Annotated in this window: 20 protein-coding genes and 1 pseudogene; 12 read left to right on the top strand and 9 right to left on the bottom strand. The window is 69.7% G+C overall.

The window, feature by feature from the left end; all coding sequences use genetic code 11:
• Positions 1–101: 101 nt before the first annotated feature.
• The 6 genes from ACFW5B_RS33005 to ACFW5B_RS33030 all read left to right on the top strand — a co-directional run bounded on the left by ACFW5B_RS33005 (position 102) and on the right by ACFW5B_RS33030 (position 5,327).
• Positions 102–1,766: an HNH/ENDO VII family nuclease gene (locus ACFW5B_RS33005; protein WP_386447982.1), complete on the top strand. Its 1,665-nt coding sequence runs from the start codon at positions 102–104 to the stop codon at positions 1,764–1,766.
• 24 nt (positions 1,767–1,790) lie between these two features.
• Positions 1,791–2,357 (top strand): suppressor of fused domain protein, encoded by a 567-nt coding sequence (locus tag ACFW5B_RS33010; protein WP_386447985.1) that lies wholly within the window; start codon positions 1,791–1,793, stop codon positions 2,355–2,357.
• Positions 2,358–2,447: 90 nt separating this feature from the next.
• On the top strand, positions 2,448–3,302 hold the full coding sequence (locus ACFW5B_RS33015; protein WP_386447988.1) for a YwqG family protein: 855 nt from the start codon (positions 2,448–2,450) through the stop codon (positions 3,300–3,302).
• Positions 3,303–3,548: 246 nt separating this feature from the next.
• Entirely contained in the window at positions 3,549–4,220 is a 672-nt protein-coding gene (msrA, locus tag ACFW5B_RS33020; RefSeq protein WP_386447991.1) for a peptide-methionine (S)-S-oxide reductase MsrA, read from the top strand.
• A 9-nt stretch (positions 4,221–4,229) separates the two neighbouring features.
• Entirely contained in the window at positions 4,230–4,895 is a 666-nt protein-coding gene (locus tag ACFW5B_RS33025; protein WP_386447994.1) for a hypothetical protein, read from the top strand.
• A gap of 78 nt (positions 4,896–4,973) precedes the next feature.
• A complete protein-coding gene (locus ACFW5B_RS33030) occupies positions 4,974–5,327 on the top strand; it encodes a DUF6247 family protein (protein WP_386447997.1) in 354 nt (117 codons plus the stop codon).
• Positions 5,328–5,581: 254 nt separating this feature from the next.
• Here ACFW5B_RS33030 and ACFW5B_RS33035 read toward each other — a convergent pair whose 3' ends face one another.
• From ACFW5B_RS33035 to ACFW5B_RS33045, 3 genes are all read right to left on the bottom strand, one after another.
• Positions 5,582–6,346: a hypothetical protein gene (locus ACFW5B_RS33035; RefSeq protein WP_386448000.1), complete on the bottom strand. Its 765-nt coding sequence runs from the start codon at positions 6,344–6,346 to the stop codon at positions 5,582–5,584.
• A gap of 170 nt (positions 6,347–6,516) precedes the next feature.
• Positions 6,517–7,512, bottom strand: coding sequence for a hypothetical protein (locus tag ACFW5B_RS33040; RefSeq protein ID WP_386448002.1), 996 nt, complete (start codon positions 7,510–7,512; stop codon positions 6,517–6,519).
• Between the two features lie 269 nt (positions 7,513–7,781).
• The gene (locus ACFW5B_RS33045) at positions 7,782–9,428 is read right to left on the bottom strand and encodes a SpoIIE family protein phosphatase (RefSeq protein ID WP_386448005.1); all 1,647 of its coding nucleotides are present in this window, start codon (positions 9,426–9,428) and stop codon (positions 7,782–7,784) included.
• Positions 9,429–9,950: 522 nt separating this feature from the next.
• On the opposite strand from ACFW5B_RS33045, the gene mgt reads away from it, so the two are divergent.
• A complete protein-coding gene (gene mgt, locus ACFW5B_RS33050) occupies positions 9,951–11,162 on the top strand; it encodes a macrolide-inactivating glycosyltransferase (RefSeq protein WP_386448053.1) in 1,212 nt (403 codons plus the stop codon).
• 160 nt (positions 11,163–11,322) lie between these two features.
• Here the strand turns inward: mgt and ACFW5B_RS33055 are convergent, their stop codons facing one another.
• Positions 11,323–12,138: a helix-turn-helix transcriptional regulator gene (locus tag ACFW5B_RS33055; RefSeq protein ID WP_386448008.1), complete on the bottom strand. Its 816-nt coding sequence runs from the start codon at positions 12,136–12,138 to the stop codon at positions 11,323–11,325.
• Positions 12,139–12,319: 181 nt separating this feature from the next.
• Between ACFW5B_RS33055 and ACFW5B_RS33060 the strand changes: the two genes are divergently transcribed.
• A complete protein-coding gene (locus ACFW5B_RS33060) occupies positions 12,320–13,057 on the top strand; it encodes an SDR family oxidoreductase (protein ID WP_386448011.1) in 738 nt (245 codons plus the stop codon).
• A gap of 166 nt (positions 13,058–13,223) precedes the next feature.
• A complete protein-coding gene (locus tag ACFW5B_RS33065) occupies positions 13,224–13,961 on the top strand; it encodes a TetR/AcrR family transcriptional regulator (protein WP_386448014.1) in 738 nt (245 codons plus the stop codon).
• A gap of 82 nt (positions 13,962–14,043) precedes the next feature.
• On the opposite strand, the gene ACFW5B_RS33070 is transcribed toward ACFW5B_RS33065, so the two are convergent.
• Positions 14,044–15,945 (bottom strand): sulfatase, encoded by a 1,902-nt coding sequence (locus ACFW5B_RS33070; protein WP_386448017.1) that lies wholly within the window; start codon positions 15,943–15,945, stop codon positions 14,044–14,046.
• A 120-nt stretch (positions 15,946–16,065) separates the two neighbouring features.
• Here ACFW5B_RS33070 and ACFW5B_RS33075 point away from each other — a divergent pair.
• Positions 16,066–16,179, top strand: a pseudogene (locus ACFW5B_RS33075) (restriction endonuclease); the annotation flags it as partial.
• Positions 16,180–16,218: 39 nt separating this feature from the next.
• On the opposite strand, the gene ACFW5B_RS33080 reads toward ACFW5B_RS33075, so the two are convergent.
• Positions 16,219–16,773, bottom strand: coding sequence for a hypothetical protein (locus tag ACFW5B_RS33080; RefSeq protein WP_386448020.1), 555 nt, complete (start codon positions 16,771–16,773; stop codon positions 16,219–16,221).
• 359 nt (positions 16,774–17,132) lie between these two features.
• Between ACFW5B_RS33080 and ACFW5B_RS33085 the strand changes: the two genes are divergently transcribed.
• Together ACFW5B_RS33085 and ACFW5B_RS33090 are read left to right on the top strand one after the other, a co-directional pair.
• A complete protein-coding gene (locus tag ACFW5B_RS33085; RefSeq protein ID WP_386448023.1) occupies positions 17,133–18,440 on the top strand; it encodes a histidine kinase in 1,308 nt (435 codons plus the stop codon).
• A gap of 88 nt (positions 18,441–18,528) precedes the next feature.
• Positions 18,529–19,170, top strand: a complete 642-nt coding sequence (locus ACFW5B_RS33090; protein WP_386448026.1) for a response regulator — start codon at positions 18,529–18,531, stop codon at positions 19,168–19,170.
• A gap of 41 nt (positions 19,171–19,211) precedes the next feature.
• Here the strand turns inward: ACFW5B_RS33090 and ACFW5B_RS33095 are convergent, their stop codons facing one another.
• The 3 genes from ACFW5B_RS33095 to ACFW5B_RS33105 all read right to left on the bottom strand — a co-directional run bounded on the left by ACFW5B_RS33095 (position 19,212) and on the right by ACFW5B_RS33105 (position 22,494).
• Positions 19,212–20,465 (bottom strand): DUF2786 domain-containing protein, encoded by a 1,254-nt coding sequence (locus ACFW5B_RS33095; protein ID WP_386448056.1) that lies wholly within the window; start codon positions 20,463–20,465, stop codon positions 19,212–19,214.
• Between the two features lie 135 nt (positions 20,466–20,600).
• On the bottom strand, positions 20,601–21,866 hold the full coding sequence (locus ACFW5B_RS33100; protein WP_386448029.1) for an Ig-like domain-containing protein: 1,266 nt from the start codon (positions 21,864–21,866) through the stop codon (positions 20,601–20,603).
• A gap of 289 nt (positions 21,867–22,155) precedes the next feature.
• Positions 22,156–22,494, bottom strand: a complete 339-nt coding sequence (locus tag ACFW5B_RS33105; RefSeq protein ID WP_386448031.1) for a hypothetical protein — start codon at positions 22,492–22,494, stop codon at positions 22,156–22,158.
• Between the last annotated feature and the right edge of the window lie 39 nt (positions 22,495–22,533).

Raw genomic sequence — 22,533 nt, forward strand, 5'->3', positions numbered from 1 at the left:
CCACCCCCCAGGTCATCGGTTCGACAGGGGGAGACAGTCATGCCGGGCCCGGAGGCCAGCGGCCCTCTTGCAGGACCGCGAAGAACATAACGGGGTTTCCCATGGGCGTGACATTGCCTACTGCGCTGGACGAAGCGTTGGATCTCATCGGCGTTTCGTGGCCGAACGTCGATGAGGACGACTACCGCGAGATGGCGAACGCGATGCGGGAGTTCGCCGACCAAGTGGACGACGGTGTCGGTCAAGCGCATCGCGCCATCGCCACCCTGGTGGCCGGATCCGGTGGCTCGACTGCCCTGGCAGCGCTGGAAGGGCACTGGGGGAAGGTAAGCGGAAAGCACCTCAAGAACCTGGCTGAAGCGGGACGCATGGCTGCGACAGCCATGGATGGCGTGGCGGGGCTCATCATGGGCGCCAAGCTCGCCGCCATTGTCCAGTTGGGCATCCTTGCTGCGGAAATCATTGCCGCAGCCGCCTCGGCACCCTTCACGCTCGGACTTTCCTCCCTCGGCGGGCTGGCCGCCACACAGGCTACGCGCACCGCCGTGAAAAGGATCTTCAAAGAAGTCTGTGAGGAAATCGCGAGTCACGTGGTTGACGTGGCGATGGGTCCGGTCTATGAGGCACTTGGCTCGATGGCCGGCGATCTAGTGGTGCAGCTCGGCACCAACGCCATGACGGGTAAACACGGCATAGACGTCGGTCAGGCCGCTCAGGCAGGGAGGGACGGCCTGAAGGCCGGCGCAGGCCAGATGGAGCTCCTATCAGCCGGCGGTGGAGGCGCGACCGGCGGGGGCGGGGCGAGCGGCGGGGGCGGGGCGAGCGGCGGTTTCAACTTCCAACCAGCCGACTATGACGGCGCGGTGGCCGGCCTCGACAGGGGAGGTGCCACGCTCGGCGACGGCGGCAGGGACCGACTCGACCGTGCCAGGACACACCAAGGCCGTACGCGACGGGGAGACCCCATCGCCAATGCTGCCAACGCTGCGCTCGACCGGGTCACAGACGGCATTCGGGATGCCACCGGGACTGCCGCGAAGCACCTGCGTAAGCAGATGACTGACGGCGTGCGCCAGATGAAACGGAACCATCAGGAAAACGACGAGAATCTGGCGCGCAGTTTCACCAAAATCAACAAGGGGAACAAACCAGCAACGCGGGGACCAAGGCCTGGCGCAAATCCGCCGGTTAACACGGAACTGGCCAAGCTCAACAGGAAGAGGCGGCCCACGCTAAGGAAGAAGACGCAGTTCTCCGTCTTCCGGGACGCGAAGAGGGCGAGTAACGGAGAAGACTTCGTGTGCCCAAATTCCGGCAAGTCAATACCGTGCGAGCGCGACTCAGCGGGAAATGCCCTGCGATACGATGAACGAGGCCGGCGGGTTACCGATGGGAGCGGCTTCACGCGACCGGCGCCAAACCCTCCAAACAAGTCGGGAAAGCCGCAGAACTACAATTTCGGGCACGTCCCGGACAGCGAATTCCATCGCCTCAAGAGCGTCGTCGAAGATCACCCCGGCCAGTTCAAATGGAAGGAAGTACTCGACGAGTACAACGACCCCAAGCATTATCAAGTAGAGGATCCGGTGACCAACCAGGGCCATGGGTCAGAATCCAAGGAGCCCGGGTACGGGCACTACGGCAAAAACATGCTGAACGATCCGAATTGGGGAAGCCCGTCAAGCGGTTCAACTCCGCCTGGACAGTCGGGCCATGGCTCCGGAAACCGGGGTGGGCGCGGCGGTAGGATGAACCCTTTCGGATGATGACGACTGGAATGGAGTGCCCTCGTGACCACCTCGGAGCCCTACGCCGGATTCCCCGATCACATCGAGGGGTTTTTGGGCAAGGTGTACGACGCCGAACCCCCCGTCGTCGAAGGGAAGAATCGCGGGTTTTCCCTCTTCTTCTGCAAGTCGGATGACGGCGACCTGGTATCCGTTGTGACAAACGGGCTCCGTTTCCAGAAGATCACGACGATCATGCCTCAGGAACTCGCCTGCACCGTACTCGCCGACCAGCGAGCCTACGCACGGGCCCTGGTTGCCCTCACCGCGACGCTGGTCATCAGGATGGGGGAAGCCGTGCAGGTGGACCAGGTGATCCCCGCACCCGAACCCTTCTGGGAAGACCTCCACATGGCGGGCGTCATGATCGTGACTCACCCGTACATCGAGGACGGGTTCGAGTCCGTACAGAACGCCAGTGGCCGAACCGAGATGGCCATTCTGACGATTGTGCCCGTTACCGCCAGCGAGATCGCCTACGTCAATGAAAACGGCGCGGATGCCCTCTACGAAATCTGGGAGGAAGAGGAGACCGACCTCTTGGACGTCACCCGGGAGCCCGCGGTCTGAACACCCTCAAGACCGGCCTCAAAACTGTTCCCGGTCGAGCGCCGGCGTCCCACCCTCCGACTGTCAGTGCCCCCGGGCATCATCATCCCCATGACACAGAGCACCGCTGACCCGCTCCACACGCTCGCCCATGCGCACCTGCCCACCGACATCGCCGAGCGGTGGATCGGCCTGCTGCGGCCGAGCCTGCGCCTGGAGAGGTCCACCGACCCCGGTACGGACCGGGTCGTGGGCCGGCTCGGCGGCCTCCCGGAGCTGCCTGAGGGCGAGGAGTGGCCGGTCTGGGAGGGCAACGGCCCGCTCAGCTTCATCACCGCCATCGACTGCGCCGGACTCCCCTCCACGGCCCCCGGCAGCGCCCTGCCACCGGACGGCACGCTGGCGTTCTTCTACTTCGACGGGCAGCTCGACGACGGCACCGCGCTCGTCATGCCCGATGAGCCGGACACCTGGGCCGGCGCCCGCGTGCTGTACGTACCCGCGGACGTCCCGACCACCACCCGCACGGCCCCGGAAGGAATCGAGGCCTACCCCGAGGTGCCGCTGACGGCACGCGTGGAGAGCACCGCCCCATACCCCGGGCACCCCTCCGTCCACCGGGAGTTCGGCTCGCTACCGGACGGCCACGCGTTGTGGAGCGAGGGCTTCCAGGATGCCTTGTGGGACCACTTCCGAGGCACCGAACACCGCCTCGGCGGCCACCCGAACCCGGTGCAGGACGCGGTGGAAACCGAGGTCGCCCGCGGTGCCCTCGGCACCCCGCCCTGGGACGACCCCCGCATCAAGGACGAGGCGCTCCGCTGGGTCCTCCTCGCCCAGATCGACACGGACCACGACGCCGACATGATGTGGGGCGACGCCGGCGTCCTCTACTGGCTCATACGCCCCGAGGACCTCGCCGAACGCCGCTTCGACCGCGCGATGTTCACCTGGCAGTGCGGCTGACGCAGACGACGGGCCGACGGGCCGATGACCGGCGCCGTCAGGTTGCCGGGACCGGCCCGCCCCGGCGACCTGGCGGCCCGGAATACCCCTCACTCCCCCAGCGTTCCCTGACCGAGCCCACCGATCCGGCCCGGCGCGCAGCCACGTACCCGATCCAGCCCCACACCGCCCCGACCTCAGCTTCACCCCCGCCCCGTCCCTCCTCGCCTCGCCTCGCCTCGCCTCGCCCCCAGGAGCTTGATCCCCATGCTGTTCTCCCGCTTCAAGAACCAGCTCCCCACCCCGGAGGAGGCGCTCGCCGGCCGCCCCGAGCCGACTTTCACCGTCCCCGACCGGCACACCGTCCTCGGCAACCCGCTGGTCGGCCCGTATCCGGACGGCCTGGAGATCGCCGACTTCGGGCTGGGCTGCTTCTGGGGCGCCGAGCGGAAGTTCTGGCAGACCGAGGGCGTCTGGACCACCCTCGTCGGCTACCAGGGCGGCCACACCCCGAACCCCACCTACGAAGAGGTCTGCTCCGGCCACACCGGCCACACCGAAGCCGTCCGCGTCGTCTACGACCCCGAGGTCGTCCCCTACACCACTCTCCTGAAGCTCTTCTGGGAGTCCCACGACCCCACCCAAGGCTTCCGCCAGGGCAACGACATCGGCACCCAGTACCGCTCGGCGATCTACACCCACTCCCCCGCCCAACAGCAGACCGCCGAATCCTCCCGCGACGCCTACCGCACCGTCCTCCGCAACGCCGGCCATGGCGACATCACTACCGAAATCCTCCCCGCCACGGGCCGCCCCTTCTACGCGGCCGAGGGATACCACCAGCAGTACCTTTCAAGCAGCAAAAACCCGAACGGGTACTGCGGCATCGGCGGGACTGGCGTGAGCTGCCCGGTAGGCGTTGCCCCGGCAGAAGGCTGACGACTTCGAGTGGGCTTCAGAACCTACGCGCGCAGGGTCCGCGACGAGCAGTTGCCCATCGCCCGACGGCACACAGCACTGAGGTGTGCCGTCGGGCACTACTGCCCGCTCGGCTTCAATGCGACCTGGGCTTATCTTGCCGCGACGGCATGTCCCTCTCCCGATCTGCGCAGAGACCCTGCGGCGCTGCTGCGCGCGCTGAGCACGCTGGAGGCAAGTCGCGCGGTCAGGCTCAACGAGTTGGAGGCGTTTGCGGCTCGCCGTCACGCGGATAAGGCGGCCGGCCGGCGAACCCCGCGGGCCGCCGACACCGATCATCTCCGTCGACCTCGTTGGCCCGGTGAAACGGCGCCCTCCCGCGTGGGGCTCATCGCAGCCGTGGCGAACCGTCACTCCGCCTTCCGACGGTCGGCCTACCCCGATGAGACGCTCGCCGGCGACACCCAGACACGCCAACTCGCCGACCTACATGCCCGTCTCGACGCCTGCGCGTCCGCGTACCTCACGAGCCTCGGCCGCCTCAACCGCCGGGCGCAAGACGAACTGACCGACACTCTCCACGACATCAGTCGCCTGACCCGCCCAGGTTACGCACCGCTGAACACGTACCTCCTGGGCTGGCTGCGCTTCGCGAACCTCCTCGCGTACGCCGCAGGTGCACACCTTGGCCATTGAGCGTCGGCACCAGCAGTACCTCGACAAGAGGCCCGCGGGGTACTGCGGGATCGGGGGGGACGGGGGTCAAGCTAAGTGATGACCACCTCCGCCGCTGGGCAGCCACTCATTCCCCAGCCCCCTGCCACGGTTGCCGCGCTGCGGCAGGCGATCAGTCAGATCGCCCCCGCAGCTCTGCCGGCCTTCACCCGGGAGTTGGACCAAGCGGCCGACCAGTCCCGGCAGGGCTCCGACCTGGCACCGCTCCAGCGGTTCATCGCCCAGTGGGCCGCCTATGTCCACGTCCAGCGTCACCCCGATGCAGCAGCGGACCTCCGCCGGTGGGAGAACGCCGCCAAATCGGGCGACGCGGCTCAGGTACGGCAGGCCGCCTCTGAGATCGGCCGGATCCTGGACGAAGCCCACGCCGCCATCGGCCTCCCGGCCCGGTGAGCGCTGACTGGCGCTGGGAGTACGAACCCGACCACGATCATGTGGTGGGTGGCATCCCTGGCCATGTGGTGGCGGAAGTGGAACGTCTGGCCGGCCAGCTCGTAGACCGCGCAAGGACCGGCATCGACGTCAGCGATTTCGGCAACGGTCCCCGGCCCGGAGGCCTGCGCCGCATGGACGCCGCCGGCGGTTGGTTCTACTTCCTCGTGGCACCGCGTGCCCCGCTGATCCGCCGCCGGAGGGGTCCGTCGTCGTCACGGACTGCCCTCTCGCGGTAGGGCGAGGTCCTGGGCGGTCTCAAGGCGAGTGCGTTCGTATTCCGCCGGGTCGAGAATCTCCCATGTCGCCTGGCCGATGGCCAGGACTCCGCGGGACGGCAGGGAGACGTCGCCGATGCGCGGGTTCTCCGTCAGCTGGACCGGGCGCCCGAGGTCGGTGTCGTCGAGCAGGGCATGCGCGTCGTCGACGAAATACATCCGCTGTGGCATGAGCGTTCCGGTGTGGCCGCTGGGCATCGTGCCGGACAGCTGGAGGTCTCCCATGCCCAGCGCACGGGCCAGGCGCTCGCGGGCCCGCACCAGGGGTCGGGGGCGCCAGGTGGCGAGCGGCAGGGCCCCGCTGATGGCGTTGAGGAATGTGAGGAGGCGGGTCGTGGAGGCGGTGAGGGTCCAGTCCAGGGCGGGGGAATCCATCGTCACCCGCAAAGTGGCCGGGCCCGTCCACGTGAGCCCGATCCGGGCATAGCCGGTGTGGTCGCAGGCCGGGCCGTAGTACCGGGGGCATGCGGTGTGCAGGTGTGGTCCGTCGACGTGGATCGACCAGCTGCCGTTCGGGGTGCGATGCCACAACGTGCGGTAGGGACCGAAGGAGTTCTCCGGGAAGACGCGCAGGGCGAGGACATGACCGGAGTCAAAAGGCAGCCCGAAGACGCCCCAGCCCTTGACGTATTCGTGCCGGGGCCATGGCGCCTGGCCCCGTAGAGGCGGGATATCGGACAGCGCGGAGGAAAGGTCGAGCATCTCCATCACCCCGGCGAGGTCGGTCTGTGCCCCAGGTCAAGGATAAATGGGCCACGGCCGAACCGCTCAGGTTGCCACCGCCGCGCCAGCGTCTGCGCAGCCGTGTCACCCACAAGCTCCGCGTGCACGGCGGTGCCCTGACGCGCGGCGGGGGCGGCAGCCGACGGTTCCTACGGGATGAACAAGTCTGCCAGATAGGTCGGTTTGGCCTCTATCTCCGCATAGCGTCCGGTCTCCTTCGACCAGGCGACATTCCCGGCAGTGAGGGCATGGAAGTCCCTGACGCAGCGGAGGGCGTCGACGATGACGTCGTCGGCGAGGCCGGAGCGCGCCAGCCGTCCGGGCAGGACCTGTTCGAGATCGAGGATGCGCTGGACGTATCCGGCCTGCATCACGGCCACTCGTTCCACCGCCTCCTGGAGGCTGCACCGGTGGTGGTGGCAGATCACCGTGACGGCGTTGAACGCGTAGTCATGGGCGAGTTCTTTGGGCAGCGAGTAAAGATCGTTAATGCAGGCATTCGCATAGATCACTGCCTCTCGCATGTCCGCGAAGGCAGGATTCGCATGCAGTTGGTCGGGCAGGTCCACACCGGCACCGATTTCCATCAGGTCCAGTACGGCGTCGAATGCGAATGAGGCACGGCGGTGGGCCAGATATTGATGCAGGCCGGGCACGCGCCCTTCCTCCCGATGAATCATATCGGCCCGGTAGCTGTCGAAATACCACAACAGGTGCGGGACAAATCTGCGCTGCCATACGGAAGAGCGGACAGCCACGGTACGGCGCCACAGATCGGCCAGTGAACGCGCCAGCCGCCCAGTCGTCACGTTTCCGTCGAATACGGCGAACAACGGCCCGAACGCGTCCCGCCACTGCTCGGGGCGGTATCCGCGCACCGGGTCATCGTCGAACTGGTCGTCCAGCTGGAACAGCCATGCGTTCCACTGGGTGATCAGCGTCAACGCCTCCGGGGAGGCGTTCGGGCACAGCCACGCGGTGAGCCGGTCCACACGAGTGCGCTGCACATGCCGACGTGCCTCTTCGGTGGGCACCAGGCCGAACTCGTCCAACCAGGCCTCAGCAGCCGCCGTGGCCGCCTGGAGTTCTGGATTGAGCGCTGCCGGCAAGGGTATGCAAAGGTCCGGGATCCGGAAGTTTTCCATACGTCAGCTCGCTCTCGGTAATTCTCTGCCATTCGCGGCATTCAGCGACATTGCCGATGCGGCACGCCAAGGCCCGCATGGAGCATGACCAGGCAGTCCCAACCACCGATGTAAATTACCCTGCCGGTCGATGATGTTGGACAGAGGTCTCGTTTCTTTGGCACTCTTCGCCGTGTACCGGGCAGCACCACGGACGGGAAATTCGGTGGGTCGTGGATACAAGTGCCCGGCGATTCCAGCCAGTTGAGGCAGGCCGGGGCGGTCCCGGGTCAGCTGCGGCGGCCGGGCCTGTTCAGACGAGCCAGGAGCAGAGCGACGTCGTCGCCCAGGCCGTGAGCCTTCTGCGTACCGGCGAGCAGGTCGTCGACAAGGGTCTCCAGGTCCGCCGTGGGAGCCCCTCGCAGCCCCCGGAGAAACCTCTCGAAGCCCTGGTCGATGTCCTTGTTCACGGCCTCGAGCAGGCCGTCGGTGGTCAGCGCCAGCACGCTGCCCGGAGTGATGCGCAGTCGGGTCGTCGGGTACCGCTCCTTCCGGTCGATCCCCAGAGGGAGGCCGCCGGGGACCTCCAGAAGGCGCGGCGGCTTTCGGGGCGTGATGAGTGCCGGTGCCGGATGGCCCGCCCGGCACACCCGGAGCGTTCCGTCGGAGGGGGTGAGTGCGAGGTAGCAGCACGTGGCGAACAGGGCCCGGTCCGAGTCGGTGTTCAACTCGGCCAGCAGGCGGTTGGTGCGCTCCAGGACGGCGGCGGGCGGGTGTCCTTCGTTCGCGTAGGCGTGCACGGCGGTGCGCAGCCGCCCCATGAGAGACGCGGCGTGCACGCTGTGTCCCTGCACATCTCCGATGACCAGAGCCACGCCGCCGTCGGGCAGGCTGATGGCGTCGTACCAGTCGCCACCGATCCACATCCCGGAGGTGGCGGCCTGGTAACGGGCGGCGATGGTCACACCCGGCACCGTGAGCGGCCCGCGCGGCAGCATGCCGCGCTGGAGTTCGGTGGCGAGCGCGTGTTCCGACTCGTACATGCCGGCACGTTCCAGTGACTGGGCGAGCAGTCCCATGGCGGCGACCAGGAGGGCCCGCTCCTCGGGCAGGAATTCCTGCGGCTCGGGGAAGCTCACGAGGCAGGAACTGACGCGGCCGCGCGAGTCCGTGAGCGGCAGTGCCGCCCACGCCTGCCGGGCCGGCTGCTCAAGCGGTGCCAGGTGCGGATAGCCGCTGATCAGCGCGTCCGCGGAGCCGATGAGGACGGGCGCCCTACGGTCGAGTGACTCCTCCACGAGGGTGCGGACCGTGGCGTCGAGGACGCGCAGGGAGTCCTCCCCCTGCCCGTCGGCGCACGAGGCGACGACGGACAGCCCGTCCCCCTCCGGGGCGATCACTGCCAGCGCACCCGCTCCGAAGGTACGCAGTCCTGCCTGTGCGGCGGTCATGATGTCCTTGACCGTCACGGCGGCGGCCAGAGCCGCGGTCAGCTCCTGCATCCAGCGGTCACGGGTGGCGCGCTCGTACAGCCGCCGCCGCTCCGCTTCGTGTCGCTCATGGACGGCAGTGGTATCCATGACCACTCCCACCATGCGGGCCGGCAGCCCGTCGGCGCCGGGCAGGACGCGGCCCCGGGCTTCCAGGGACCGGTGCCGGCCGTCGCCGGAGGTGACGCGGTACTCGATCTGGTAGTTGCCGCAGGATTCCGCTATCAGCCCCAGGGCGTCGCGCACATTGGCCAGATCGGACTCGTGTACTGCGGCCAGGAAGCTCGCGATGTCCGACGGGCCGCTCTCGGGCATGCCGTGCAGTGCGAGGGTGACCGGATCGCAGCTCACCTCGCCGGTGGAGATCTCCCAGCAGAAGAAACCCGCCTGCACCATGCTCGCGTTGGCCTGGAACGCGCCGGGCCTGGACTCATCCTCCCGGAACACGGCAGTACGAACCGATTCGACGTCTTTCACTCGATCTCCCTGCGGCGGCGTGCACTACGTCCCTCCGCGGAGCCGATGGGGCCCGACCGGGTGGGCCACGCAGTGTAACGGGCGACCGATGAAAACAAGCCAGTGAGACGACTCAAGGGTCTGCGGGACTGCGACACCATTCCCTCCTAGATGCGAACGGGCTCTTGCAGCGGAGCGTGCTCCCGCCCTCCAGGGAAGATCGCCGGACCGACCTGGCGGTGGCCGGATCGTGCGCATGCTAGTAACTTCCCGGATCTTGCGCCAGACGTCCCGCCCGGCAGACCGCGTCGGCCGGGTGGAACGCCTGGCGAAGCCGTTCCTCCGCTCGACGGCCGCCGGTCACTGAGCGCGCGGCACAGGCGGGGGTCCCGCATCGGGATCGTGAAAGCAGCCGACGGCCCGTCAAAAGCGGCCCCGAGAAGGACACTCACCGGGAAAGCACCTGCCGAAAATAAATTGCACGAGACGTATCGTCTCGCTTACCTTGTGGTCATGACTACCCTGGAACACACCAGACCTGCCCATATCGCCATGTTCTCCATAGCCGCACACGGGCATGTGAATCCGAGCCTCGAAGTGATTCGTGAACTCGTGGCCCGTGGGTATCGGGTGACGTACGCGATTCCGCATCTCTTTGAGGAGAAGGTCGCTGAGACCGGGGCCGAGCCGGTGCTGTACCGGACGACGCTGCCGTCGCCCGATGACGACCCGTCGGCGTGGGGGACGACGCTGCTCGACAACGTCGAGCCGTTCCTGGATGACGCGATTCAGGCGCTTCCGCAGCTCATCGAGGCGTATCGGGGGGATGAGCCGGACCTCGTGCTGCATGACATCACCTCGTATCCGGCGCGGGTCCTTGCGCACCGCTGGGGTGTGCCCGCGGTCTCGCTCTCGCCGAACCTCGTCGCGTGGGAGGGGTACGAGGAGGAGGTCTCCGAGCCGATGTGGGCGGAGCCCAGGGCGACCGAGCGCGGCCGGGCGTACTACGAGAAGTTCAGCAACTGGCTTGTGGAGAACGGGATCGAGCAGCATCCTGACCCCTTCGTCGGCCGGCCCGGCCGCTCCGTCGTGCTCATTCCGAAGGCGTTGCAGCCGAATGCCGACCGGGTCGACGAGAAGGTGCACTCCTTCGTCGGCGCCTGCCAGGGGGATCGCGCCGCGCAGGGCGACTGGGAGCGGCCCGCGGGCGCCGAGCGCGTGCTGCTGGTGTCGCTCGGCTCGTCGTTCACCAAGCAGCCCAGGTTTTACCGCGAGTGCGTCAAGGCGTTCGGTGATCTGCCGGGCTGGCATGTCGTACTGCAGGTGGGGAAGCACGTCACGGCCGAGGAGCTCGGGGACGTGCCGGAGAATGTGGAAGTGCGCGACTGGGTACCGCAGTTGGCGATTCTGAAGAAGGCCGATGCCTTCATCACGCATGCCGGGGCGGGTGGGAGCCAGGAGGGGCTGGCCACCGCGACACCGATGGTGGCCGTGCCGCAGGCCGTCGACCAGTTCGGGAACGCGGATGTGCTCCAGGGGCTGGGCGTGGCCCGCCACGTTCCGATGGAGGAGGCGGATGCCGCCACGCTCCGCGCGGCGGTGCTCGCGCTCGTCGACGACCCGGAGGTGACGCGTCGACTCGCCGTCATACAGGGGGAGATGGCGAGGGAGGGTGGTACTCGGCGGGCGGCGGATCTCATTGAGGCCGAGCTGCCTGCCGGGTAATGGCGGTTGTGGCGGTATCCGTGCGTACGGGGCCGGTGGCGTAAGGAGTTGGTGGCGTACGGGCCGGTGGCGTACGGGCCGGTGGCGTACGGGCCGGTGGCGAATTGTGTGGGGCCGAGGCCGGGGCCGGCCGGGGCGGCGCTGGTGTCCGGTCGTTGGCTCAGCGGGCCGGGGGAGGCGGGTCGGCTGGGGTTTCGGCGTAGATCACCAGCGTGTGTTCCGGTTGTTCAGCCAGGTGGAAGGCGGTGTAGGCATAGTCGACCGGGCCGCGTTGCGGGTGGCGCAGCCGCTTGTTGCCGCTGTGGCGGGGCTGCACCTCGTAGTGGGGCCACCAGGCGCGTGCTTCCGGGCTGTGGGTGGTCAATTCGTCGATGAGACGGGCGTATCGCGGGTCGGCGGGGTGGCGTTCGGACTGGGTGCGGAGGCGGGCGAGCAGGGCGCGGGCCTCCGGCTCCCAGTCGAGCACGATGTCGCGGGCCACCGGTTCGAGGAAGGTCCAGCGGAGGAAGTTGGGCGGGCGGCCCGCCTCGGGATCGATGAGGCGGGGGAAGAGGGCCTCGGCCGCCTGGTTGTGGCTGAGGACGTCGTAGGTGCCGTCGATGAGGCAGGCGGGGCTGGGCTGGAGCAGGAGGGGGACGGCTGCGGCCTCGGGCGTGAGCGGGTCGCGGTCCTCGAATTCGTCCGCGGGTGCGTGACCGGCGAGCTGGAGCAGGTGGGTGCGCTCGTGGCGGTCGAGCCGAAGGGTCGTGGCCAGGGCGGTCAGCACCTGTTCGGAGGCGCGGATCTCGCGCCCTTGCTCCAGGTACGTGTACCAGGTGGCGCTGATGCCGGCCAGCAGCGCCAGCTCCTCCCGGCGCAGGCCCGGAGTGCGGCGGCGGGCGGTCTGCGGGAGGCCGACCTCGGCCGGAGTGAGGCGTTCCCGCCGGCTGCGCAGGAACGCACCCAGCTGTTGGCGTTGGCCGGACGGCGGTGGCATAGCAGCCTCAGTTCCAGAATAAGTACGTTCTGGATACCAGGCTAAGCGTGCTGGAGGGTTGTGGGCGAGGGCCGGACGCCGCCGACGGCGCGAGACGGCTCCGGCGGCGGCACGGCGTGCGACAGCTATGACCCCCTCCCCTGGGCCTCCCCTCCCCTGCCGAGAAGGAAGAGAACGCCTCATGTCTGGAATTGAAGGAAAAGTGGTGGCAGTTACGGGAGCCAGCAGCGGTATCGGGGAGGCGACCGCGTTGTTGCTCGCCGAGCGTGGGGCACGGGTGGTTCTCGGTGCGCGTCGGACCGAGCGACTGGCGGAGCTGGTGGAGCGGATCGAGCGGGCGGGTGGCGCGGCCGTGCAGCTCCGCACCGATGTGACCCGGCCGGACGACCTGCACGCCCTGGTCGCGCTGGCCCGTGAGCGCTTCGGCCGGCTCGACGTCCTGGTCGGCAACGCCGGGGTCGGCACGGTCTCGCCGCTCGATGATCTGCGCGTCGAGGAGTGGGACCGGATGGTCGACGTCAATGTGAAGGGTGTGCTGCACGGCATCGCCGCGGCGCTGCCGGTCTTCCGCGCGCAGGGCACCGGGCACTTCGTCACCCTCGCGTCCACGGCCGCCTTTCGTGTCGTCCCTGCCATGGCGGTCTACGCCGGCACCAAGTTCGCGGTCCGGGCGCTCTGTGAAGGGCTGCGCCAGGAGGCCGGCGACGTGCTGCGGGTGACCACCGTCTCGCCCGGCGTCACCGCCACGGACTTCGCCGAGGCGTCCAGCAACAGCCGGGTGCGAGCGGAGATCACGAAGATGCGGGACGACATCGCGATACCTCCGGACGCGATCGCCCGCGCCATCGCGTTCGCCATCGAGCAGCCCGCCGCGGTCGATGTGAACGAGGTCGTCGTCCGGCCGGTCGCGCAGAGCTGAGGTCCGGCGGTTTCCGCGCCCGCCCGTCGGCGAATGCAGCCGGAGCGGCTCGCTTGGTGGCGGCGTCATCCCCTCTCCGTACAGCCGGGGTTCGCGTTTCCGTACGGCGTGCGGTGTGTGAGGGGAGGGGGTGGTTGGATGGCGTCAGGAGTGAGGAGAGGTTGCCGTGCCCCGTACAGGCTCGTCCGGCCGTAGTGCCGGTGTGGATCCCGAGCGGCTCTGGTCGCCGGCGGAGCGTCCGCGGCGGGGGCGGCCGCCGGCGCACAGCCGCGCCGCGATCACCGAGGCGGCCGTTGCCCTCGCCGACACCGAGGGACTCGCCGCGGTCACCATGCGCGCGGTCGCGGCCCGGATCGGGGCCGGCACGATGTCCCTCTACAGCTACGTCCCCAACAAGGAGACGCTGCTGGAGCTGATGATCGACCAGGTGAGCGGCGACCATCGGCTGCCGGCGGCACCGTCCGGCAACTGGCGGGCCGACCTGCGGCAGTTCGCGCAGGAGCAGCGCACGATCATGCGGCGCCATCCGTGGCTGCCCGCGGCGCTCTCGGCCCGGCAGACATTCGGCCCCAATGCGCTCGCCGCCCTGGAGTACGCCCTCGCCGTCCTCGCCCCCGTCGGTCTGGAGGCCTCGGCCCGGCTGGAGACGTTCAGCCTGCTCACCGGCTTCGTGGCCGGCCACGTTTCCTATGAACTCGCCCAGGAGCGGGCGGTCGAGGCCGGTGGCCCCAGCTCCGGCGAACTCCTGGACGCGCAGGCCCGCTACCTCCGGTCCGTTGCCACCGGGGGCCACTATCCGCACCTTGCGCAGGCCTTGGCGGTGCCGGGCCATGACTCGGCACCGCAGGCCGTGTTCGACCGCCTCCTCGACCGGATGATCGACGGGCTGACGGCGGGGGCATGAGCGGTGGGGACGTGAGCGACGGGGACGTGAGCGACGGGGCGGTACCGCGACCGATGGCCCTACGCCCCGGCCCCGCAGCCCGTCAGCGCCCCGCCCGCCCCGGCTTCTCCGCCGACGTCTCCCCCGGCCTCGGCCCGTAGGCCGTCAGGAAGCGGTCCCGGAAGGTGTCCATGCGCCAGACCGGGGTCTTCGGGCCGGGCTGGAGGCCCTTCTGCCAGTGCCAGCCGTTGATCCGGTCCAGTACCGCGGGGTCGTGGGCGACGACCGCGACCGGTACGTCGCGGCTGGCGTTCTCGCCGGTGACGGCCGGGACGGGCTGGTGGTCGCCGAGGAAGACGAGCACGGTGTTCTTGTTGCCGTACTTCTCCATGTACGAGACGAGGCTGTGCAGGGAGTACTGGATGGCGCGGCGGTATTCGGTGCGCACCTTCGCGGGGTCCTTCCACACCTCCTTGGGGTCCTTACCCGCCTTCTTGATGGCGTGGTAGACGGAGCCGTCGCCGAGTTCGTCCCAGCCGATCATCTTGGGGATGGGCGCCCAGGGGTTGTGGCTGGAGACGAGGATGATCTCCGACATCAGCGGCTTGGCGTGCCGCTTGCCGTGCTCCAGGCGTTCAAAGGCCGACAGGCTGTATTGGTCGGGCACCCGTGACCAGCTGAACTGCGGTCCCTTGTAGCCGAGATGATGGGTGTCGTAGACGTGGTCGAGGCCGTAGAACCTGCCCTCGGGCCAGGAGCGGGTGACGCCCGGCATGATGCCGGCCGTCCGCCAGGCGCCGGAGCGCTTGAAGGCGTCGGTGAGCGGCATGCGGTTGCTGGAGGTGACGGTGCGGTAGCGCTGCTGGTTGTTGATCCACAGGCCGGACAGGAAGGTGGAGTGGGCCAGCCAGCTGCCGCCGCCCGCCGTGGGTGAGGTGAGCCAGGCGCTCCGGGAGTCGAAGCCGGCCTTGCGCAGCCGCTTGGTGCCGTCCTTGAGCACCGCGTCGACCTGCGGCGCCATCGCCGGGTCCGTGATCGCGCTGCGGCCGTAGCTCTCGATGAAGGTGAAGATCACGTCCTTGCCGCGCAGCCCGGTCAGCAGCTGGTCGGGCGGGGTGCCGTGGAACGCGTCGACGCCCGCCTGCTTGGCGAACACCCGCTGGTCGGCGAGGCTGGCCCGCAGCCGCTGGGCGCTGTCCTGGACGAGGTCGGCCGTGTTCGTGGACGCGACCGGGACGCCGGCGAGCTGCACACCGAGCGCCGCGCAGGTGATCCATACGGTCCCGAGCACGAGGGTGGTACGGGTCGCCACGGCACCGTGCCGGACCATGAGGCGGCTGAGCCGGACGACCGCCAGCGTCATCAGGACGAGCAGGGCGAGCACGAGGGCCACGACGCCGATCACGGCAACGGCCGCGCCGGCCGGGCCTATCGAGTCCTTGAGGAACGACTCGGCGTCGTCGAACAGAATCCAGTCGAGCACCGGGTCGAAGGGGCGGGCGAGCACCGAGTAGAAGCCCATGTCCAGGCAGTTCAGCAGGGTCCGCAGGCCGAGGCCCACACCGGCGGCCACGGCCGCCACCCGCCGCGCCCTCGGCGGCAGGAGCAGCAGCAGCGCCGCACCGAAGATCCCCTCCACCGGGATGCGCAGGAACTCGCCGGGGGTGAGGCGGGTGAGCTGGTTCGGCAGCAGGAGCGCGGCGAGCACCAGCACGGCGGCCAGCGCGGTGACGGTGACGGAGAGGGCCCGCGCCGCGGCGGGGTGGCGGTCGCGCCAGGTGGTGGGGGTGGTGGGGACGGTGTCGGCGGCAGCGGCGGTCGGGGGCGGGGCGTCCGCGTCCTGGGCATCCGGGGCGTCCGGGTTGTCCGGGTCCGGGACGTCCGCGTCCGGCGCGTCCGTGGCCGCGGCCTCCGGGGCGTCCTCGTCCAGGGCCTGCGCGTCCAGGGGTTCCGCGTCCGAGGCAGAGGGATGGGGGGAGTTGGCGGTGTCGGTGGAGTGCGGCAACCCGAAGGTCCTTCCGTGCGGGGCCCGGTGGTGGCACGACGGACCGGAACCGGAGATTCAGGCCGCCGTTATCTGTACGTCCGGCCCACCGCCTCCGTTCAATCATCGAGGAGAGGTGCCGGCCGGCTGCTCGTCGGCCCGCAACGCGGAAGTGCCCGGGTCGCCCCCGAGCACATCCGCTGGCATACGGCCCAGGTGTTCCGCGGCGAGGCACGGGCGGCCGAGCCGGTCTGAGGGGCCGGGCCGGGCGGAAGCACTCCGGCGCTCCGCCCCTCAGACCCGGGCCGGCTGCTCCTCCGTCCGGCCTGGCTCCGCGGCCGCAAGGCGAATGCGGCGGCGCTTGGTGACCAGTACCGCGGTGCGGGTGAGAACCATGGCAAGGGACATGAAGACGAAGGCGTTTGCATAGACGTCCGGACCGCTCAGCTCGTTTTCGATGCTGAAACGGACCAGGCCTTCCGCGAACCAGTGTTCGGCGCCATAGGCGAAAAGGACCCGGGCGCTGGAGAGGACGATCCAGACGAGGGCGTATCCGAATCCGCCGGTGGTGTAGATCTGGCCGTCGGCGCCGCGGTGGGCGGGGAGCAGCGCACCCGCGATCAGTCCGCAGATCACTCCCACGCCGACACCGATGAGCTGGAAGGACGGTGCGTTCCCCGAGGTCGGGAAGGAGTGCACGAAGATCGCGATGATGACGGCGACCGCGAGCACGGAGCGCAGCATCCGCATGTTGGTGACCCGGCGCCGGCCCAGGTCGGTCGCCAGGATGATGGTGAGAATGCTCGCGCCGGCAATCAGCGCGATGACGAACTGACTCAGGTTGTTCATGGAAATCCGGGGCCTTTCCGCAAGGCTGCGAGGTCTGTAGCTGCGGCGGATTCCGGGATATCCATGGATAACCTCCGGCCGCCGTCAACGACGTTATGGCGGGGCCTTGTTGTGGGGGTACGACCGGCCGGTGGATTCGGCTGTCCACCGGTCGGTGGACAGCGCGGCGGACGGGGTGAGGCAGGGTGATAGGACTGGGGCGCGGCGACACGGGGCGCCGGCGCCCCGGTGCGGGGCCGTTCGGATGCCGGGGACCGGATGCGGGTCGGATGCAGGGTCGGATGCAGATACAGGGGATGAACACGGTGACGCGTGAGGCGCGGCGCGCGCCCGGGGCACGGGGCCGACCCGAGACACGGATGCGTTGGTTCGGGCTGTGGGACAGCTACTTCGTGATCTGCTATCTGGTCACCACGGGGCTGGTGTTCACCTCCGCCGTGCCGCAGACCGGGCGGCTGATCGCGATCGGCGCGCTCACCCTGGTCGTGCCCTGGTACGCCGGGATCGGGCGGCCGCTGATGCTCCGTGACGAGCGCGACCGGCGGAACACCGGCTTCGCCGCCGGGCTCTTCGCGCTCTTCGGGATCGCCACCGCGGTCGATCTGACGAGTGCGTTCGCGCTGTTCGGGATCGTCCCGATGCTGATGATGAGCCTGGCGACCCGGCCGGCCCTGGCGGCGGGCGTTCTCAGCAATCTTGTCCCCGTGACGATGCTGTGGCTGCGGGGCGGTGCCACGGCCCCGCTCGTGCTGTTCGTGCTGCTGGCGTCGCTGCTCGGGATCGCGCTGTCCGTACTCCTCGGGCTGTGGATCAAGCGGGTGGTACGGCAGAACAAGGAGCACGCCGAACTCATCGAGGAGCTGCGGCGAAACCGCGAGCAGGTGGCCCGGCTGTCGCACCAGGCCGGGATCTCCGCCGAGCGCGAGCGGCTCGCGCGGGAGATCCACGACACCCTGGCGCAGAGCCTGACCAGCATCATCAGCCTGGTGCAGGCCGCCGATGCGGAGGTGGAGGGCGCCCCCGCCGTGGCCCGGAAACACCTCGCGCTGGTCGGGCGGATGGCGAAGGAGAGCCTGGCGGAGGCCCGCGCGTTCGTTGCCGACCGGACGCCCGCCTCGCTGCGGGAGCGCTCCCTGGCGCAGGCGCTGCGCCGGCAGGCGGACGGGCTGGCCGCGCAGACCGGGCTGCTGGCCCGGTTCGCCGTCGAGGGGGACGAGCGTCCGCTGCCGATGGCGGTCAATGTCGTCCTGTTGCGGGCCGCGCAGGAGGCTGGCGCCAATGTGCGCAAGCACGCCGACGCCGGTGCGGTGGACCTCGTACTGCGGTACGGCGAGGGGCAGGTCGGGCTCCTGGTCACCGACGACGGCAAGGGGTTCGACGCGACGGAGGCGGCGACGGCACGCGGCGGGGCGGGGGACCGCCGGGACCCAACCGCCGGTCAGGACACGGCAGTCGGTCAGGGAGAGCCCTCCGGCCGGGGAGCGTCCTCCCGTCAGGACGGGTCCGGTGGCGCGGACGGGCGCGGCGGATTCGGGCTGCGGGGGATGGCGGCCCGGGTGGCGGAGATCGGCGGAGCGATGAGCGTGGTGAGCGCGCCGGGGGCGGGCACCACGGTCGAGGTGAAGGTGCCCTTGGACGGGCCGGCCGGAGTGGACGGCGGCGGCTGAAGGGCACGCCGCATGGCGGGCGTTGAGAACACAGCACCAGGCGAAGGGCACAGGCACATGACGGGCATACGGGCGAAGGGCGCCGCACATGACAGGCATTGAGCACCCGGCCGCCGTGCGGGTGCTGCTCGCGGACGATCATCCCGTCGTCCGGGAGGGCCTGTGCGCCATGCTCGAATCCGACCCGGGCATCGCGGTCGTCGGGCAGGCGGGTTCCGGTGAGGAGGCCGTGACGCTGGCGGAACGGCTGAGCCCGGATCTCGTACTGCTCGACCTGCGGATGGGCGCGATGGACGGGGTCGCGGCCACCGGGCACATCCTGCGGCGGTCGCCGCACACCAAGGTCGTCATCGTCACCACCTACGAGGACGACGCCGACATCCTGCGCGCCGTGGAAGCGGGCGCGGCCGGCTATCTCCTCAAGGGCAGTTCGCGGGCGGAGCTGATCGACGCGGTGCACGGTGCGGCGCGCGGGGCGACCGTGCTGACCCCTTCGCTGGCCCCCAAGCTGTTCCGGGCGCGGGCGGTGGAGGCGCCGGTGCTGTCCGGCCGGGAGTGCGAGGTGCTGCGGCTGGTCAGCCAGGGGCTGACCAATGCCGAGATCGGCCGGGAGCTGTTCATCGGTGAGGCGACGGTCAAGACCCATCTCCTGCGGGCGTTCAAGAAGCTGGAGGTGTCGGACCGGACCGCGGCCGTGATCACCGCGCTGGAGCGCGGGCTGCTGGCGTAATCCGTACCCGCTGCACCAGCCCGGCGCTCCCGTTCCCGCCCTCACCCGCGCGACGCCCCCTCCCCCAGCCGTGCCCGGTCCGCTGCCGCTCTGCCCTGGTGCCAGCCGTCCATGTCGCGGACGCCGCGGAGACGGACGGGGGCGGTGTCCGGGAAGAGGGCGCCGGTGGTCCGTTCGACGGCGAGGGCGCGGGCGGCGAGGACCGGGAGGAGGTCGGGGGCCGCGGGGCCGGACTCGGCGCTGGCGGCGGCCGTGGCAGTGGCGGTGGCCGCCGCGAGCCGGTCGCGGATGCGGTCCGCGTAGGCGACGAGGAAGGTCTGGCGGAAGTCCCGGCTGCGGCGGGAACGGCCGCGGGCACCGGAGGCACCGCCCTGCTTCTTCCGGGCTCCGGGGAGGGCGTCGCCCGCGCGGTTCATCGCGGCGGTGGCCTGGAGCAGCAGCGAGGTGTAGAGCATCTCGGCCGCCTCCAGGTCGGGGACGAAGCCGATGACGGTGGAGAAGCCGACGTCGGCGGCCCAGACGGCCTGGCAGCGGTTGGCGGCCGCGACCGCGTCGAGCAGCAGCGCCTTGGCCTGCTCGTAGGGGCCCTCGATGCCGATACGGATCGCCGACGGGCCGTCGGTGCGGCCGTCCGGGGAGCCGTCCGCGCGGTCGAGCAGCGCCGCGTCGATGCTGTGCCGGGCCATCAGCTCCTGCGCCTTGGCGGACAGCGCCTCGGCCTCCTCGGCGTAGTCGGTCGCCTCGGCCTTGGCGAGCAGACCGCGGATCCGCCCGAGGGCACGCGCCGCGGCGGCGTCGGCCGGTCCGCTCCGGGCGCCGTCCGGCGGCGGGACGGGGAGCGGGGTGATGCGGGGCAGCCGGGCGAGTGCCCGCAGCGCCGCCAGCACGTCGTACGCGGTCTCGAAGCGGGAGGCGCGGCGGCGCCCGGCCAGCGCGTCGAGGTAGCCGGTGTCGGCGGGCCACCACACCTCGGCGCCGAGCTGCCGCAGCTGCCCGGCCCAGCGCGGGTCAGGGGCGGGGCGGGTGGCCGGCTGCCGGGCCGCCTCGGCCGCGACGGCGTCGACGACCAGCGCCACGAGGGTGGTGCCGGCGGCCTCACGCCGGACGATCCGTGCCAGGTCGGCGGGGTGCCAGCCGCCCGCCCAGCACTGCCGTACGCCCGCCACGGCGGCCTCGACGACCGCCGCGCTCACCGCCGCCCAGCCGGCCTCGGCCGCGGCCAGCATCGAGGCGCCCGTTTCCAGGGCGTCCTCGGCCCGCTCGCCGTCCGGCGCGTAACGGACGCTGCCGAGCACCTGACCGACCAGTTCCCCGGCCGACGGTGCCCCGCCGCGCCCGCCTTCTCCACGCTCACTCACCCGTTCACTGTACGGAGGGCCCCCGGCGCAGCCGGCAGGTACGGGCGCCGGGCCGGCCGTCCCGGGCGGCCGTCACTGCAGCGCGCTGCCGGCCACCCACTGCGACCAGTCCATGTTCCAGCCGTTGAGGCCGTTGTCCGGCTTGACGCTCTTGTCCGGGGAGTTGATGACGTCGACCACGTCACCGGTCTGCGAGTGATCGAAGAACCAGGCGCCGTCCGTCTTGGAGTCCTTGGCGCCCTTGGCGTCCTCCAGGCCGATGCAGCCATGGCTGGTGTTGGTCTTGCCGAAGATGCCCTTGCCCCAGTAGTTGCCGTGGATGAAGGTGCCGGAGCTGGTCAGGCGCATGGCGTGCGGGACATCGGGGATGTCGTACTCGCCCTTGCCGTTGTGCTTCTTGAAGCCGACGGTCGAGCCGTTCATCCGGGTCTGCTTGAACCGCTCGGAGATCACCATCTTGCCGTTGTAGGTGGCGTTCTCGTCGCTGCCGGCCGAGATCGGGATGGTCTTGAGGGTCCGGCCGTCCCGCACCACGGTCATCTCGTGCTTCTTGGTGTCGACGGTGCTGATCTGCGCGTGGCCGACGTGGAAGCTGACGATCTTGTTCTGGATGCCCTTGACGCCCGGGGAGGCCTCGACGCCGTCCAGGCCGAGCTGCAGGGTGACCTCGGAGTTCGCCTTCCAGTACTCCTGGGGGCGGAAGTCCAGCCGCTTGTCGTTGAACCAGTGGCCGACGACCTGCTGGTTGCTGCTCGACGAGACGTTGATCGCCGACTGGACGGCCGTCTTGTTCTTGACCGGCTTGTCGAAGTTGATCGACACCGGCATGCCGACGCCGACGGTGGAACCGTCCTCCGGCGTGAAGTTCCCGATGAAGCTGTTCGTGGGGGCGACGGTGGTGAAGCTGGAGTTCTCCACCGCCTTGCGGCCCCGGTAGTCGACCGCGTGCGCGGTGACCTTGTACTTCGTCGAGCGGCTCAGCGGCTGGTCCGGCGTCCAGGAGCTGCCGTCGGCGGAGAGCGTGCCCTCGACCGGCTGCTTGGACTCGACCGAGGTCATGGTGACGCCGGTCAGCTTTCCGCCGCTGACCGTGACACCCGCGTCACTGTTGAGGCCGGTGTCGGTCGCGCCGTCCTCCGGACGGATCGTGATCCTGGCGTCGGAGGCGTCCTTGGCCGCCGCCTCGTCCACCTGTCGGCTGTTCTCGTGCCGGGCGCCGTCAGCACCGTCCTGGCCTCGGTCAGCCGCATTGCTGCCGCCACACGCCGCCAGCGTGAGTACGCCCCCGAGCAGCGCGGCGCTGGCTATGAGGCCCTTCCGGCGCTTGCTGTCCGTCATCACACGAATCTCCATTGCTACCGATTTCGCACGATTCCCGCACGATTCCCCGAGTAAGCAGCCAACTGAACGCCGGCCCAAATGGACGCCGGCCTTCCGGTCGACGCCTTATGAACGCCTTATCCGTTTCACCCGTTCCATGCCTCCACGAAGTGTGGGGAAGGCCACTTATGCCGTGGGAACGGGCAAATGGTGATCACTCGGCACCGGCGCACGTCATCCCGGACACATAGGAGGCCCCCGCACGGCAGGGAGCCGTACGGGGGCCGTGGCCATCGGGAAATGCCGGTCAGCCCTCCCCGTCCGCGTCGTCCGCCAGATCCCACTCCGCCGCGTCCCACTCGGCGTCCGGGTCGTAGTCGGTCAGCTCCTCGCTGCTCCAGGAGGCCTGTGCGAGTTCGGCCCCCGGCACCTTGGTGACGAGGTCGAACGGGTCGATCAGATGGGCCAGCGCCTCGGCCGGGTCCTCCCGGACCGTCTCCAGCGACTGTCTGCGCTCCTCGTCGGGCAGCGCGGGGTCCCCTTCGATGTAGCCGACGGCGGCGCCGGTCAGCCGGTCGGCGTCGGTGACCTCCATGATCAATTCCACATGAAGGCGCACAAAGCGTGATGTCTCACCATTGCTCATAGCACGGAGGTTAGGCATGGACGGCTCCCGACTTCCCCG

This window comes from Streptomyces sp. NPDC058773 (assembly GCF_042746015.1).
Classification (GTDB): Bacteria; Actinomycetota; Actinomycetes; order Streptomycetales; family Streptomycetaceae; genus Streptomyces.

Excerpts from the sequence above, each read along its gene's own strand:
- ACFW5B_RS33005 (WP_386447982.1), top strand. The coding sequence starts at position 102 with ATGGGCGTGACATTGCCTACTGCGCTGGACGAAGCGTTGGATCTCATC.
- ACFW5B_RS33090 (WP_386448026.1), top strand. The coding sequence starts at position 18,529 with ATGACAGGCATTGAGCACCCGGCCGCCGTGCGGGTGCTGCTCGCGGAC.
- mgt (WP_386448053.1), top strand. The coding sequence starts at position 9,951 with ATGACTACCCTGGAACACACCAGACCTGCCCATATCGCCATGTTCTCC.
- ACFW5B_RS33100 (WP_386448029.1), bottom strand. The coding sequence starts at position 21,866 with ATGACGGACAGCAAGCGCCGGAAGGGCCTCATAGCCAGCGCCGCGCTG.
- ACFW5B_RS33080 (WP_386448020.1), bottom strand. The coding sequence starts at position 16,773 with ATGAACAACCTGAGTCAGTTCGTCATCGCGCTGATTGCCGGCGCGAGC.
- ACFW5B_RS33055 (WP_386448008.1), bottom strand. The coding sequence starts at position 12,138 with ATGCCACCGCCGTCCGGCCAACGCCAACAGCTGGGTGCGTTCCTGCGC.
- ACFW5B_RS33030 (WP_386447997.1), top strand. The coding sequence starts at position 4,974 with ATGACCACCTCCGCCGCTGGGCAGCCACTCATTCCCCAGCCCCCTGCC.
- ACFW5B_RS33035 (WP_386448000.1), bottom strand. The coding sequence starts at position 6,346 with ATGCTCGACCTTTCCTCCGCGCTGTCCGATATCCCGCCTCTACGGGGC.
- ACFW5B_RS33105 (WP_386448031.1), bottom strand. The coding sequence starts at position 22,494 with ATGAGCAATGGTGAGACATCACGCTTTGTGCGCCTTCATGTGGAATTG.
- msrA (WP_386447991.1), top strand. The coding sequence starts at position 3,549 with ATGCTGTTCTCCCGCTTCAAGAACCAGCTCCCCACCCCGGAGGAGGCG.
- ACFW5B_RS33040 (WP_386448002.1), bottom strand. The coding sequence starts at position 7,512 with ATGGAAAACTTCCGGATCCCGGACCTTTGCATACCCTTGCCGGCAGCG.
- ACFW5B_RS33085 (WP_386448023.1), top strand. The coding sequence starts at position 17,133 with ATGCGTTGGTTCGGGCTGTGGGACAGCTACTTCGTGATCTGCTATCTG.
- ACFW5B_RS33015 (WP_386447988.1), top strand. The coding sequence starts at position 2,448 with ATGACACAGAGCACCGCTGACCCGCTCCACACGCTCGCCCATGCGCAC.
- ACFW5B_RS33060 (WP_386448011.1), top strand. The coding sequence starts at position 12,320 with ATGTCTGGAATTGAAGGAAAAGTGGTGGCAGTTACGGGAGCCAGCAGC.